The sequence below is a fragment of the Aetokthonos hydrillicola CCALA 1050 genome, assembly GCF_017591665.1.
GTDB classification, from domain to species: Bacteria; Cyanobacteriota; Cyanobacteriia; order Cyanobacteriales; family Nostocaceae; genus Aetokthonos; species Aetokthonos hydrillicola.
This window is the reverse complement of the sequence record NZ_JAAKGC010000031.1, coordinates 20,418-35,728: the sequence shown is the minus strand read 5'-3', so window position 1 is coordinate 35,728 and position 15,311 is coordinate 20,418. Positions and strand designations below refer to the sequence as shown.

Here is a 15,311-nt window from a genome sequence, read left to right as displayed (position 1 = left end):
AGTGGGGGCAAAAAAACGGGCACATTGACTTAACTTAATGCTTTAATGTTAGTATGTTCGCGGGATTGAAACACAACCAGAACTTGTTGTTCAATTGGACACTTACAAATGTTTTTCTAGGCTTCATCATTTGTACTATTTACCATTGCCATCAAAATTCCTAAAATTTTATCTACAGATGGAAACAGATATATTGTAGGGTCAATAGTTACTACATTATTTCTGAGAATCAAAAAAGCCCACTGGGTTGCTGTAGTAACAATACCAAAAACCGGTTGCATATCTTTATTAAACTTATGGGCAGCCACCATTTCAGCAATACATTGAGGTAAGCCCATAGCAATATCTGACTTTTTTGCTTCGACTACGACTATTACAGGTTTAACAATTGTAATACTTATCGGACTTTTTGATATTAAGAAGTCGCACACACCGTTTAAACCTATTGATTTGTCTACATTAAAGGTTTCTCCTGAAAACACGTTAATGGGGGTAGTGGAAATTTCTTGCAGTTCTGCCAGTATAGGGCTGATGATTCGCTCGCTTTTTTCTTTCTCACTTCTTAATTCTAGAACAACCCTTGTTGCGTTTCTTTTAAGAATTTGACTAAGTAGACTGCTGGGTTCTATTGGTGGAGCATTAGTAAATAACTTTGGGGTTTCTTGAATTAACTCTAGTTCAAATTGATTTAGTACATTGGGTAAATCGTTGAAGTCTGAGTAAGCCATAATTTCTATAGCAATTTCTAGTTTTATTCCCCAACCGGGGATTCAGGAAATGGCGATCGCACGCTGGTGGAGAGAAATCCGGGTAAGTGTGAGCGCATCGTATACAGTTCAGCAATTCTCATTTTAAATCAATTCTTTTCGTTGAATTGAAACTTATAACTTATAATTCGAGCGCTATTATATTGATACTGAGTCGCGATGTAATTTGCCTTGACCACCCAACTACAACAACTCGAACCAACAAAATACGGATTGGCGCTGCATACCACCACACCTGAACTTGGTTTGGCAATGAGTAACTTTGCAGGCGATATACGTTCAGGTGTTTGGAATCTGGAGCGTGAATTATCCAGCCAGTTGCACAAATATTTGCTTGAGTTTATACAACCTCAAATTTGGGCTGATTTAGAGTTTATCGCTGTAGCCAAAGGTCCAGGTGGTTTTACTGGTACTCGCATTGGCGTTGTGACTGCTCGTACTTTAGGACAACAGTTAGGTATTCCTGTATTTGCTATTTCTACTTTAGCAGCAGTGGCGCGATCGCGCTATGCGGGATCGCACATCACCTCGATTTCTTCTAGTATGAAATGCGAACAAGCCATTGCTGTACAAATGCCAGCACAACAAGGTAAAATTTTTACGGCTATTTATCAACCTACACCAGATGGTTCTGACCTACGGGTTTTATTTCCAGACACAGTGCTAACACCAGAAGCATGGCAGGAAAAATTAGCCACATGGGAGACAAGTTATCAGTTAATTGAAGCAAAATCTGGTTTGGCTGCTACAGTTACGATCATATTGGAACTAGCATACTTAGAATGGCAATGTGGGAAACGCCCTGATTGGTCAGAAGCTTTGCCATATTATGGACAACATCCAGTGACTCTTTCCTAGAGAATATTATGCCCCGTTGAAGATTTACGAAACTGGTATAAGCAGGCATGGTATAGATGGAGAAAGGATATGCCAGAAAATTAACAAAGTAATGAGAAATTTTTTCAATTACCGATTTCGGGAATATGAGGAGGGGTGGAAATGGATGTCAGTTTGATTGTGTCTAACATACTGAATCCGCCAATCCTGTTTTTCTTTCTGGGAATGACGGCCGTTTTTGTAAAGTCTGATTTGGAAATTCCAGCCCCGGTACCCAAACTCCTATCGCTTTACCTGCTCTTTGCGATTGGTTTTAAAGGAGGGGTAGAATTGATAAAGAGCGGAGTCACTCAGGAAGTGGTTTTAACCCTCCTAGCAGCTATATTAATGGCTTGTTTTGTCCCAATTTACACCTTTTTTATCCTCAAGCTGAAGTTGGATACTTATGATGCGGCAGCGATCGCAGCAACCTACGGTTCTATCAGTGCTGTTACTTTCATCACCGCTAGCGCCTTTCTCAGTGAACTTGGCATTCAGTTTGATGGTTATATGGTAGCAGCTCTTGCCCTAATGGAATCTCCGGCTATCATTGTTGGTTTAATCTTGGTGAATTTATTCACTAAGGATGAAAAGCGGGAGTTTTCTTGGTCAGAAGTGATCAAGGAAGCATTTCTTAATAGTTCTGTCTTTCTTTTAGTTGGTAGTCTGTTGATTGGCTTTTTAACAGGAGAGCACGGCTGGCAAGTATTAGAACCTTTTGCACAAGGAATGTTCTATGGTATTCTCACCTTCTTTTTGTTGGATATGGGACTAGTAGCAGCAAGAAGAATTAAAGACTTGCAAAAAACCGGACTTTTTCTGATTTCATTTGCGATACTAATTCCAATACTCAATGCGGGTATTGGGTTAGTGATTGCCAAATTCATTGGTATGCCTCAAGGGGATTCACTCTTATTTGCTGTGTTGTGTGCGAGTGCTTCTTACATTGCTGTTCCAGCAGCCATGAGGTTGACTGTTCCGGAAGCCAACCCGAGCCTCTATGTTTCTACCGCTTTGGCAGTTACATTCCCATTCAATATTATCGTGGGGATTCCGTTATATCTGTACGGAATTAACTTGTTTTGGAGGTAATAATATGCACTTAGTTAAGAAAATTGAAATTATTGCGAATTCGTTTGAGCTTGCCAAGATTTTAGAAGGTTTAGATAAGTCAGGTGTACACGGTCATGCTGTCATCCGCAATGTTGCTGGTAAAGGATTACGAGGAGCCGAGGAAGATTTAGACATGACGATGCTTGATAATGTTTACATTATTGCGTTTTGTATGCCAGAGTACGTTAAGCCTGTCGTTGAAAACATTAGACCACTACTTAACAAATTTGGTGGTACTTGTTACATCTCTGATGTAATGGAAATTCGTTCTATAAAGTGCGTTGCATCGTTATGAATTCAAACAAGCATTTCATGGAACGCCGTCACTTCCTAAAGTTAGGAGTTACCGGGGTGTTTGGGACGATAATAAGTACCAGCGATCTACTTTGTTCTGTTGAACCTGCTAAAGCTGGCGGAGTTGGTTCAGCAGTTACGCAATCTCTTACTCCCGATGCAGCACTGGAAAAACTTCTAGAAGGAAATCAGAGGTTTACTCAGCATCACCCTCAATATCCAGATCAATCAGCTGCGCGGTTGCTGGAAGTTGCTCAAGCGCAACACCCATTTGCAACCATCCTCAGTTGTGCAGATTCACGGGTTCCGCCAGAAATTATTTTCGATCAGGGTATTGGAGATGTCTTTGATATTCGGATTGCTGGCAATATTGCTATACCTGAAGCAATAGGTAGTATTGAGTATGCTGCTGTCCTTTTAGGAACACCCGTGGTAATGGTGCTAGGTCATGAACGGTGTGGCGCTGTGACTGCAACTGTCCAAAAACAAGCACTGCTGGGTAACATTGGTACCTTTGTGCAAGCGATTAAACCAGCTTTAGAAAAGGTTAGTGGTCAATCTGGTGATGCAGTCGAGAATGCTGTCGTGGCAAATGTTCAATATCAAATTGAACGGTTAGGGCGATCGCAACTCTTAACTGAGCGCGTAGAATCTGGCAAACTAAAAATAGTTGGAGGTCGTTACGACTTAGATACTGGGAAAGTGACTATCGTTTAATTATGGGCATGGGGCATGGGGCATGGGGCATGGGGCATATATACCAAGTAGGGTGCGTTAGCGCGACTCGTAACGCACCGTTTATAAGAATCCTCATAATGGTTCAGTGCTTTACGACTTTCCGTAAGAGTACACCGTGAACTACTCCTCTGCCCGATGCCCCTTGCCCATTGCCCTATGCCCACTTTCCTCACAACTTCACCTGCTGCAAATTGCTCCGAGGGTTAAAAGTACGTATAGCGCGGAGTTTCTCATAATATTCTCGCTCCTGAGCGCTGATTTCTTTTGGTGTTACAATATTAATCTTAACTAACTGGTCACCACGTGTTCCTCTAGGTTGAGGCCATCCTTTACCACGTAGACGTAAAGATTGACCAGAACGTACTCCGGTAGGAATTTTAACATTAACCATTCCATCCGGGGTTGGTACATCAATAGATGTTCCTAATACAGCTTCGTCCGGTGAGATTGGCACTTCACATACTAAATTATCACCCTCGAACTGGAAGAAAGAGTGAGGAATAAGTTCAACTTTTAAGTACAAATCACCGCGTTGTTGAGTCATAGGATTTATTTGTCCTTTGCCTCTCACACGCAAACGGCTACCAGATTTAGCTCCTCCTGGTATGCGTACATCTATAACTTCATTGCCTAAATTTAAGTGTTTTTGTACCCCATTAAAAGCTTCTGCAAAAGTAAGACGAATTATAGCTTCACTATCCTGTACGGAAGCACCAGCACCAAAATCATTAAAGCTGCCAAAATCATTAAAGCCGCTGAAGCCACCCGGTGGTCGTGTGCTAGTACGATAAGATTGTTGACCACCGCGACTACTATTACTACCAAAGCGCCCTAATAACTCATTGATAAAGTCATCAAAGCTCCCGTATTGGCTGAAGTCAAAGCCTCCCATATCGACTCCAGCGCCAGGATGAAAACCTCCCTCCGCCTGTTTCCAATATTGACCAAATTGATCGTATTTTCGGCGTTTGTCAGGATCTGACAGGACTTCATACGCCTCGTTAACTTCTTTAAACCGTGCTTCCGCCTGTTTGTTGTTCGGATTGACGTCAGGGTGATATTTCCGCGCTAGTTTACGAAAGGCTTGTTTAATTTCCTCTGGAGTGGCGGTCTTACTAACTCCTAAAATCACATAATAGTCTTTGAAGTCGGTTGCAGCCATCTACCAGCCTCCTATAAAAATTCTCATTAATTTTTTTTTTAATTTGAGTCGGCAAGCCTTGCTTAATAAAATTACAATTCTATAGACTCTAACTTTTAACTTAACAAAGATTAAATAAAATCAAGTGCGGTTTTTGCTCATTGCGTCGTTGGAATTTCCGTACTAAAAATTAGCTCGTCTAGTCCTTCTGACAATGAAGGGGGTGCATCGCGGAGTTGCCGATGCATACGAAATATAACGTTCTCTGGCACTTGACGGTGCCGCTTTTTGTTCCGTGCTAAACAAAGCCAAACAGGAGTTTTTACCCAAATTGCTGTAATATTAGTAAAGCCTAAACTCCGAGCAAGAGAAATAATTTCGCGGCGATGGCGTCTTTGGGCGTTCGTTGCGTCATAAATTGCCGAAGAACCCGCAATCAGGGCTTGCTGAAATTGCTGTTGTACTTCATGCCAAATAAGTAGCCACGTTCCCTGAGTAGCTTCATTTCCGAATATTTTTTCTCGAATAGCATCGGTAGAAATTAGTCTCATCTCGGGAGATTCTGCCAGCAACTGTTTTGCTAAGGTTGACTTACCACTACCAGGAAGACCAATCAGTAGTAAGAGTTTCGTCATTTATAACAATTCGTGCAGGAGTTGTAAACCTTAATGAAGAACAGGGTATGGGGATGAGATGTACTTTAGTTTTCTGAAAAATGATTTGGTATTGCTATAGTGGAGCACATTGGCTCCACTAACAACTAACTAAATAATGGTTCCATCGGGAATTACAGCATTTTTGAGGATGACAATGATTCCACTACGGATATAAAAGCCTTGACTTTCGCGTTCTGCTTCTTGAACATTGTCTTTGTTGATAATTTGCACGTCACATCCAATATGAGCGTTTTTATCAATTATCGCACGACGGATTGTGGTGTTAGCACCAATACCCAAGGAGACACCTTTTCTCTCGCAATCAGACTGACGTTCAGCAAAACCTTGATAGAAATCCGCTCCCATAATTAGGGTATCTTCTATAACGCAGCCCTCTTCAACACGCGATCGCACTCCCAACACCGAATTTTCAATGCGGCATTTTTTGAGAATACAACCCTCACCAACCATTGACTGTCTTATTTGGCAATCCAACAGTTTAGTAGGAGGTAAGTAACGAGCACGGGTATAAATTGGAGCTTCTTCATCATAGAAGCTAAAGGGTGGAAGAGGCTGCTGAGTCAATGCTAAATTGGCATTATAGAATGATTCTATTGTTCCAATGTCTTCCCAGTAACCGTCAAATAAATAGGCTTGAATATTATAATCTTGTGCTGACTGAGGAATAATTTCTTTACCAAAATCAGTCCGGTGTGAAGATTCTTTCAGCAACTTAATCAAAACATCTTTCTTAAAGATGTAGATCCCCATCGAGGCAATATAAGGCTTTTCTTGAGCTTGATCAGGCGACAAACCCAGGACAGTTGTATCAACTTGCATTTTTGTTAATGCTTCACCTTTGGGTTTTTCGCTAAAGTCAATAACCCTACCAGAGCCATCGATTTTCATTAAACCAAAGTCAGAAGCGCGACTTTCATCAATAGGTATAACCGAAAGGGTTATATCAGAGCCAGTCTCCCTGTGACGATCCACAAACAAACGGTAGTCCATGCGGTAAAGGTGGTCACCAGAAAGGATAAGATATTCATCTACATCCCATTCTTCAAACAACCACAAATATTGCCGAACCGCGTCAGCTGTTCCTTGGAACCAATTGAGGTTTTCTAGAGTTTGCTGTGCAGCTAGGACTTCTACGAAACCCTCAGTAAAGCCAGAAAAGCTGTATGTACGAGCAATGTGACGATTGAGGGAAGCTGAGTTGAATTGGGTGAGAACGTAAATTTTGAATATTTCGGAATTTATACAGTTACTAACAGGTATATCAATTAAGCGGTATTTCCCAGCGACTGGTACAGCTGGTTTAGCACGTAGTTTGGTAAGTGGGTAAAGACGGGTACCTGCACCACCCCCAAGAATGATTCCTAAAACTCTTTTCACAAAATTTCTCCTAACTGCCTTTCAACTCCCATCTACAGTTTAGGACTGTGTGAGACCTCTGGTAAGGGGGGGAAGATAGATTTGTGAGAAATACTCTTAAGACGGAATACGTGGATAGAAAACAGGATAATTAACTTAGTGCCTTATGGTACTAGTACCGCAAGGCGGAATTCGCTCATTCGCTCATTCAAAATTCTGTTAGGAATACAGCGTAGGCTTTTCACAGATTTTGAATGGTATGCTTATTTACGCGGCGCTGTACTAGTACAGTAAGGTATAAATAAAGCTATTTATACCTTTTGGCGTACGAGAAGGCTTAACAGCTTATAACATTACAGTTTTTTAAAATTTCCCGTAATAGCACTAGCTGTTAAGTAAGCGCATTTTTTGAGACAGTCATCTCAAGCTAGAAGATTTAAGTTTCACTTTAAGCGCAAAAGTGATATAGTTTGATAAATTAGTTCTAAGCAACCTGCTTAACTAAGGTTTCTGTATGCCTAAGTGGAAGCTGACCACAGAATTTACCTTTGACGCTGCTCACTACATTAAGGATTACAATGGTCCCTGTGGTCGGCTACATGGTCACACCTACAAAGTTCGGATAGAAGCCATTTCCAGTCAGCTTCATTCTTCCGAGTACTGCCCTCACCCAGTTATGGTAGCTGACTTCCGCACGCTTCGTTGGGCGAAGCAAGACATGCTTAAAGGAGGACTTGATCACTCAGTCCTAAATGATGTCCTCCCCGAAGGTTACGAAACAACGGCAGAGATGATTGCTCAGTATATCTACGATAAAACTAAGAAGCAGTTGCCCTCGGATGTAAAGTTGAAAGTCGCTGTATCTGAGACACCCAATTCTTGGGCAGAGTACGAAGATGACTAGGCAAGCATAAATTATTTGAGATACCTATCACACCAGTTGCTCATTTCCCAAAGGACATGAGCAACCCCTTCGCGAGAGCGATAAGAGTGGTCTTCTAGAGGTAAGATTACCAAGCGAACAATTGCTCCGAGCCCCTTAAGCGCTTCATAAAGTCGTTCCGTTTGTAATGGATAAGTACCAGAATTAGAATCTTTTTTCCCATGAATCAGCAAAAGAGGTGCTTTGACTTTTTCAAGATGAGTAAAAGGAGACATATGAATGTAAGTCTGTTGTGCCTCCCAAAAATTGCGCTGTTCTCCTTGAAAACCAAACGGAGTTAGGGTTCGGTTGTAAGCACCACTCCTAGCAATACCTGTGCAGAATAAGTTAGTGTGTGCAAGCAAATTTACTGTAGTGAAAGCACCATAAGAGTGTCCCGCAATACCAATACGGTTGCGATCGCCAATGCCTCGCTCTACCACATAATCCACGGCTGCTTGTGCTCCAGCAATCAATTGTTCTACGTAAGTATCATTTGGTTCTGTCTCGCCTTCCCCAATAATGGGTAAACTAGGACCAGAAAGAATTCCATAGCCTTGAGTGAGAAGAAATAAAACAGAAGCACGCAAGGGACGGCTGAAATTGTTCTGAGATTCTGTAATCTGTCCAGCAAATTCCTTATCTTTAAATTCCTCTGGATAAACCCAAAATAACATTGGCACAGGGCCATCACGCTCAGCATCATAACCAGGAGGGAGATATAATTTAGCCGATAGCTGCACACCATCTGCTCGCTGATATTTTACTAACTCAGTATAAACTCCAGCTAATTGAGGAGCAGGATCTTGATAATCAGTTAGCTGGAAAGGACTTTGGTTGTTATGACGATTCAACAAAAAATAATTGGGTGGCTCAGTGCGAGATTGTCGACGAGTAATAACAGTTTGTGCTTCATCATCAAGCACATAAGCAATTTCTTCAAAATATGGATCTTGAGATTGCCATAGGCGTTGCTTCTCCCCTGTTTCCAAATTTAAGCAATCTAAAAACGGATATGCCCCATTAGATGAAGCTCCTCGCCCCTTTAGGTAAATAATATTCCCCTGTGGTGCAAAGCGCAGAACTTTATAATTGTAAGGTCCCACAGTCATTAAAGCTGATCCAGGATCAGTGTATTTATCTTCATAACTGCGGTCAAACAGTAGTTGCGGCGGTGTTTCAGGCGCTTGGGGATATATGCGCCAGATTCTTTGTTTACGGTTATCGTACCACCGTTCCCAAACCAGCGCGACATCTTGTTTACCCCAAGCAAGGTTAGAAAGGCGATACTCAGATTGCCAGAGTTGCTTTGGTGTATTCGTAAAAGGAGCATCCAATTCAAATAAAGCATCCCGTTTAGGAACATCATGTGTTGGATCACCTCCGTCTAAAGCTTCTAACCAAAATAATGTTGCATTTACATCGGTGCGCCAAAAAACTGCTCTGCGTCCTTTTCGGACTTCATTAAATTTAGTTGTACGAGGGATAAAAAGAGGGAGATCAGCAACCTCATAAACGCATTTTCCTAGTTCATCAATCACTTCAATTTTTTTGGGAAAGTACGAGATTGGAACTTGGTAAGAAAACGGTCGGTGCAACGTCTTCATTAGAATAAATTTGCTATCAGGAGAAGGTATAGCTTCATGAATGAGACGGTTAGAAACTAACAAAGTACGTTGACCATCTAGCGTCACTGTTTCCAAAGTAGACGTTAAGTAGTATTCAAGTAGTGCCTCGTTGTGAGGATTTTGCAGTAAGTGGGTGTAGGTACGAGTTGGGCTTTTACCTTTGAGATTTTCTTGAATAAGTGGTCCCGGTGGAACGGTTGGCTCACAGGGAGCTTCGGGGCGTTCGGTCAAAATGAACTTACAAATAAGAGTCTCATTAGACAGCCAATGGAATGGCTCTCCATATGCACCATTGAGAACTGGCTGTGTTAACTGCTTGGGAATAAAATCTTCAACATCCACAAACCATAATTCCAGTCCTGTTGGTTGAGTGAGAGTAAAAGCAAGTTTTCGGCTATCAGGTGACCACTTTAGATAATCAATCTGGGCGTTGTCAGGAAGCACCACCGTTTTGCTTTTCTCTAGGAAAGGGAACCTCCTAACTTTCATTGTTTGAAAAGGGTTCGCATGAACAGGCGCGTTCGTTTTGGGATTGATCAACAAACCTGCTAAAGGAACTTCCATTTCTGCAAGTGAGGAAATTGGAACCAACAATGGTCTATCCAACTCCACCATCCATTCTCTGTTAGGAGACAGCACAATAGTAGGTAGCGATGGAGCGTCTAAGATTTGGTTAATTGGTTCTGGAGGCAATTGCCAGATTTGTTCAATGATGGGGTTATTTATAGGGAAATTGTCCATTTTGAGTCGGGGAAGGCAAGTTCAGTTCAAAATTACCAAGACTTCATTGTATTCCCAAAAATAGTGCCCTACGTTAAACCAATGATTGCAACAGTTACACGAGGGATGTAGGAGCTTGCTTTTTATACCAGTCCGTAGAGATTTTTCCCTAGCTCACTTTATAAATCTATTTCTAGCTTGATTTTTGAATGATAATTGCATTTTTGTACAGAGAAACAGTAACTGGCATTTTGCACCATTCTGAGTTAGCCCGATATCCCGCCCGGAACTGAAGTTCCGGGCTAATAGCTTAAGTCCATTGAAATGGACTGAAATTCTTGATCAGTCCTCTTAAGAGGACTTTAGCTATCAGCCAGCGATTTAAATCGCTGGCTGGCTGGCTAACAGCACAGGTGCAAGATATCAGCCTCTAACGGGCGCGGTTTCCGCTCCCCCAACATATGAAACAAGCACATTTTTATAAGTCTCCCAAAGCCTTACTGTATAACGGTTATAAAATGTGCAAGATATCAGGTAACTGCAATCGCCAGACATCATGTCATTAATTGAGCCATTATTTTAGTATTCTTGCTCAATTTTACTTACTTAAGTGATTACTAAGTTTTTTAATAAATGATAATTAATCATGCGATAATTTTCTTATTATACAAATATAATTAACAGAATTTTAAGTATTTAATGAAATTAAAATCATATATTCTGTTGAATTTTTAGTTTTATAAAAATTTCATCTAATTCACAAGTTCCTCATATTTATCTCTCAGAATGAAACTGCATAAAAAGATTTTAAGGAGCAGATTTATGTTTCCGACAGATAACTGTTACTTAGTTCCCGCTTCTCCAGAACTGAGAGAGAAATTCCTCCGAACTAGAGAGCGATTACTGGCTGGAGATCGATCAACAGAAGAAGCAACAATTGATGTTCTTGATTTACGAACTTTCAACTTAATTAGCAATCGCCGCAGACACATTCATACAACAACTGGAAAGATCGCTTCAGTTGATGGTACAAGAAGAGCTTTAGTACTACTGGTAGACTTCTCAGATAATCGTGCTTCTAAAACGCAGCAACACTATAAAGATATGCTGTTTTCTCAAGGCACTTACCCCACAGGTAGCTTGAAAGATTTTTACTGGGAGGTTTCTCACCATAAACTAACGGTAGACGGTGATGTTAGCGGTCAACAAGGAGTTACAAATGGTTGGTATCGCGCTCCAAAACCATACTCATATTACACCAACAATAATTTTGGAACGGGTTCTTATCCACAAAATTCCCAGAAGCTAGTTGAAGATTTAGTGGATTTAGCAGATCCATTTGTGAATTTTGCCGACTATGACAATGATGGTGATGGCGTTGTAGATGCTCTATTTATAGTTCATGCAGGTGCTGGAGCAGAAGTAACTGGTAACCATAATCATATCTGGTCGCACAAGTGGGAAATAACACCAAAAACTGTAGATGGCGTTAGGGTTCAAGCCTATAGTATCGAACCTGAAGACGGAAAAGTTGGGGTATTCTGTCATGAGTTAGGACATGTATTTGGATTGCCAGATCTGTATGATACTGACTATAGTTCATCTGGTACCGGTGGTTGGGATTTGATGGCTGGTGGAAGTTGGAACAACGGTGGGCAAACACCTGCTCATCCGACTGCTTATTGTAAAGTTAAACTCGGATGGGTAAACCCCGTGATAATCTGCAATAGGCAAGAAAAAGTCACAATTAAACCCTATGCTACAAATGATGGTCAAATCTACAAAATCCCAATCGCGGAACCTAACGGAAAGGAATATTTCCTACTTTCAAATCGTCACAAAGTAGGGTTTGATAAATACTTACCCGGTGAAGGTTTAATCATTGAGCATGTAGATGAAAATAAAACTGCTAATACCAACGAATCTCACTACCTAGTTGACATTGAACAGTGTGATGGCAGGCAAGATCTAAACAAGGGTGCCAACAGAGGAGATGCCAATGATCCATTCCCTTGTGGTGCTAATCATTCCTTTACCGTAAGCACTACACCCAACAGCAAAGCATACAATGGCTCTGATTCAGGGATTATGATCACTGATATCCAATCTCAAGGACAAGACATTACTGTAGATATAAAGTCACAGGTACCTCAGACTCCTAAGATACCTTTGGTTCGGTAGTTGAATTTGCTCTGTCATAAGTCGGCTGTATTGTTATCATCTTGCAGCAGTTGATTTATGACAATTTTTATAAAGTGGACATTGCGTAAGGTTCGTTGGGTTATTTTCACCTTATAAGCAGTGCCCACATTAACAGTTATTAAGAGTGGTGGAGAAGGGGTGATATGGGGAAAATTTTACAGTTGTTATTAATTGTTTTAGCTTTTACTATTGGATCATCCGGATTTGCAATAAAAGCCACTCCGCTTAACCTAGTTCAGCAGAATGTTGCGATTGAAACTTTAAGAGTAAGGGATTGTATGACATCGCAGTTACATGGAATGATGGCAGCACCTAACCAAAGTGAAATAAAGGCAAAGGTATTGCATATTCAACAATCTGATCAATTTTCAGATAAGTGGTATTTGGAGTTAAAGATTTTAGAAAGTAAAAATATAACAGGAGGCACATTCGCCCAGATAGGAGATCAAGTTAAAGCATTTACGATCGCACAAAGTCCTCATTTTGGCGCTAATAGTATAATTAGTGCTCAAGCTGAGTTTGTCGGTGATCCACATGGGGGTTTCTTTAGGCTGAACAATATCCAAATCGTCAAATCACAAAATTAAGTACCAGTGTTAGCCGCTCGTTAGTTCTATAAGCAACTCTGAGGATATTCTTTCGTAACAATCACTTTTAGAATTGGTATCATGTAAGGCAGGGCTTAACACGCCTTCCATGTCAAACAATCTCCTATGGCTCAGTATCCCAATTTAGAACAAGCGCTAAAATATTACTTCGGCTATGACAATTTTCGTCCAGGACAACGGCAGATTATTGAACAAGCGCTAGAAAATCGGGATTTAATGATTGTTATGCCTACAGGAGGGGGAAAGTCGTTGTGCTTTCAACTACCAGCACTACTGAAAAAAGGTATAACTGTAGTTGTGTCGCCGCTGATAGCTTTAATGCAAGACCAAGTGGAATCACTGCGAGATAATGGTATTGCAGCAACGTTTCTTAATAGTAGTCTTAACCCTTATCAAACACGATCGCGCGAAGACGCCATCGTAAACGGTAAAGTCAAACTGCTTTACGTGGCACCAGAACGACTATTGAGCGATCGCTTTCTCCCATTTCTTGATTTAGTACAGCACCAAGTTGGCATCTCCACGTTTGCTATTGACGAAGCTCACTGCGTCTCCGAATGGGGACACGACTTTCGCCCTGAGTATCGCCAACTTAAATCACTACGAAAACGTTACCCAGATATCCCCGCGATCGCGCTAACCGCCACAGCCACAGATCGCGTTCGGGCTGATATCATCCAACAGCTAGGGCTAAAACAACCCAGCGTCCATATAGCTAGCTTCAATCGTCAAAACCTATATTACGAAGTTCGTCCTAAAACAAAGTATGCTTATGCTGAGCTATTAGAAATTATTCGCGAAACGGAAGGTGCAGGAATAGTTTATTGCTTAACGCGCAAAAAAGTTGATGAACTTAAGCTGAAATTAGAACACGATAAAATTCCAGCTTTACCTTATCATGCTGGACTAAGTGATGAAGAACGCACAAAAAATCAAACTCGGTTTATTCGGGATGACGTGCGAATTATGGTAGCAACAATCGCCTTTGGTATGGGTATTAATAAACCAGATGTGCGGTTTGTTGTTCACTATGATATATCCCGAAATTTAGAAAGCTATTATCAAGAATCAGGGCGGGCGGGTAGAGATGGAGAACCTTCTCGCTGTACACTGTTTCTTGGTTACAGTGACGTCAAGACAATAGAATTTCTCATCAACCAAAAACCAGACTCCCAGGAACAGTTGATTGCAAAGCAGCAACTGCGGCAAATGATAGATTATGCAGATGGTACAGATTGCCGACGCACAATTCAACTGGGTTATTTTGGGGAACGTTTTGCAGGTAACTGTGGTAACTGTGACAATTGTCGTCATCCCAAACCAGTACAAGACTGGACAGTTGAAGCAATGAAGTTTTTATCTTGCGTGGCGCGTACAAAAGAAAGATATGGAATGGTCTATATTATCGATGTGTTGCGGGGAGCAAAAAACCAGAAAATCACCCAAAATGAGCATGATAAGCTTTCTACTTATGGGATTGGGAAGGATAGAAGTGTAGATGAGTGGCGAACGTTAGGGCGATCGCTCTTGCATCAAGGCTTAATAGAGCAGACAACGGATGGTTATTCAGTATTAAAACTTAATGCGCTAAGTTGGGAAGTGATGCGGCGACAGCGAACTGTATCTATTGCCATGCCGGTAGTACAAAAGATTACGGTGGAACCTGAAAGCCAAAAAGCCGTAGAAGTGGAAATTCTGATGCAAAGATTGCGATCGCTACGCAAACAACTTGCTGATGAACAATCTGTTCCACCCTACGTTATCTTTCAAGATTCTACTCTAAAATTGATGGCACAAATACAACCCCAAACAAAAGCGGAATTTAGTAAACTTTCTGGTGTAGGCAGTCATAAACTTGCTCAATACGGAGATAAATTCCTTGCAGAGATCCGGGCTTACCGTACTGAACAAGGTTTACCAACAAAGCAGGATAATTCTAAACCCCCTGTTAACTTACCTTCTGAAACAGAATTATACACATTACAGCTATATAAACAAGGTTTTTCTGTGACAGAAATTGCTCAAAAACGCAACATACGTAGCACCACAGTTATCCGTCACCTTTGTGATTTAATCGAGAAAAATCAATCAGTAGACTTAAATCAGTTAGTTCCGATCGAGAAACAGCAAAAAATTCTACAAGTATTAGAAGTGTTAGGTGATATATCGTTAACACCAATAAAAGAATATCTTGGTCAAAACTACAGTTTTGATGAAATCCGTTTAGTAAGAGGAAAGTGGCGACGGGAAAGCCGTAAGTGAGATCTGA

Annotated in this window: 13 protein-coding genes; 8 read left to right on the top strand and 5 right to left on the bottom strand. The window is 41.1% G+C overall.

The window, feature by feature from the left end:
- Positions 1–116: 116 nt before the first annotated feature.
- Positions 117–728, bottom strand: coding sequence for a hypothetical protein (locus tag G4P69_RS17275; protein WP_208340217.1), 612 nt, complete (start codon positions 726–728; stop codon positions 117–119).
- A 210-nt stretch (positions 729–938) separates the two neighbouring features.
- On the opposite strand from G4P69_RS17275, the gene tsaB reads away from it, so the two are divergent.
- From tsaB to G4P69_RS17255, 4 genes are all read left to right on the top strand, one after another.
- On the top strand, positions 939–1,625 hold the full coding sequence (tsaB, locus tag G4P69_RS17270; protein ID WP_208340218.1) for a tRNA (adenosine(37)-N6)-threonylcarbamoyltransferase complex dimerization subunit type 1 TsaB: 687 nt from the start codon (positions 939–941) through the stop codon (positions 1,623–1,625).
- Positions 1,626–1,766: 141 nt separating this feature from the next.
- Entirely contained in the window at positions 1,767–2,735 is a 969-nt protein-coding gene (locus G4P69_RS17265) for a sodium-dependent bicarbonate transport family permease (RefSeq protein ID WP_208340219.1), read from the top strand.
- A 4-nt stretch (positions 2,736–2,739) separates the two neighbouring features.
- Positions 2,740–3,051, top strand: coding sequence for a P-II family nitrogen regulator (locus G4P69_RS17260; protein WP_208340220.1), 312 nt, complete (start codon positions 2,740–2,742; stop codon positions 3,049–3,051).
- On the top strand, positions 3,048–3,767 hold the full coding sequence (locus tag G4P69_RS17255; protein WP_243902240.1) for a carbonic anhydrase: 720 nt from the start codon (positions 3,048–3,050) through the stop codon (positions 3,765–3,767). The genes G4P69_RS17260 and G4P69_RS17255 overlap by 4 nt, the downstream gene beginning before the upstream one ends.
- Positions 3,768–3,957: 190 nt before the next feature.
- On the opposite strand, the gene G4P69_RS17250 is transcribed toward G4P69_RS17255, so the two are convergent.
- The 3 genes from G4P69_RS17250 to G4P69_RS17240 form a co-directional block, all read right to left on the bottom strand.
- Positions 3,958–4,950, bottom strand: coding sequence for a DnaJ C-terminal domain-containing protein (locus G4P69_RS17250; RefSeq protein WP_208340221.1), 993 nt, complete (start codon positions 4,948–4,950; stop codon positions 3,958–3,960).
- Positions 4,951–5,087: 137 nt separating this feature from the next.
- Positions 5,088–5,564 carry an AAA family ATPase gene (locus tag G4P69_RS17245; protein WP_208340222.1) on the bottom strand — a complete coding sequence of 159 codons (477 nt, stop codon included), beginning with the start codon at positions 5,562–5,564 and terminating at the stop codon, positions 5,088–5,090.
- 129 nt (positions 5,565–5,693) lie between these two features.
- Positions 5,694–6,983, bottom strand: a complete 1,290-nt coding sequence (locus G4P69_RS17240; protein WP_208340223.1) for a glucose-1-phosphate adenylyltransferase — start codon at positions 6,981–6,983, stop codon at positions 5,694–5,696.
- 493 nt (positions 6,984–7,476) lie between these two features.
- Between G4P69_RS17240 and G4P69_RS17235 the strand changes: the two genes are divergently transcribed.
- Positions 7,477–7,866 (top strand): 6-pyruvoyl trahydropterin synthase family protein, encoded by a 390-nt coding sequence (locus tag G4P69_RS17235; protein WP_208340224.1) that lies wholly within the window; start codon positions 7,477–7,479, stop codon positions 7,864–7,866.
- An 11-nt stretch (positions 7,867–7,877) separates the two neighbouring features.
- Here G4P69_RS17235 and G4P69_RS17230 read toward each other — a convergent pair whose 3' ends face one another.
- On the bottom strand, positions 7,878–10,253 hold the full coding sequence (locus tag G4P69_RS17230) for an alpha/beta hydrolase family protein (protein ID WP_208340225.1): 2,376 nt from the start codon (positions 10,251–10,253) through the stop codon (positions 7,878–7,880).
- An 801-nt stretch (positions 10,254–11,054) separates the two neighbouring features.
- On the opposite strand from G4P69_RS17230, the gene G4P69_RS17225 reads away from it, so the two are divergent.
- The 3 genes from G4P69_RS17225 (at position 11,055) to recQ (ending at position 15,304) form a co-directional block, all read left to right on the top strand.
- Positions 11,055–12,413, top strand: a complete 1,359-nt coding sequence (locus G4P69_RS17225) for a M6 family metalloprotease domain-containing protein (RefSeq protein ID WP_208340226.1) — start codon at positions 11,055–11,057, stop codon at positions 12,411–12,413.
- Positions 12,414–12,577: 164 nt separating this feature from the next.
- A complete protein-coding gene (locus tag G4P69_RS17220) occupies positions 12,578–13,021 on the top strand; it encodes a hypothetical protein (RefSeq protein ID WP_208340227.1) in 444 nt (147 codons plus the stop codon).
- Positions 13,022–13,147: 126 nt separating this feature from the next.
- Entirely contained in the window at positions 13,148–15,304 is a 2,157-nt protein-coding gene (gene recQ, locus G4P69_RS17215) for a DNA helicase RecQ (protein WP_208340228.1), read from the top strand.
- Positions 15,305–15,311 lie beyond the last annotated feature (7 nt).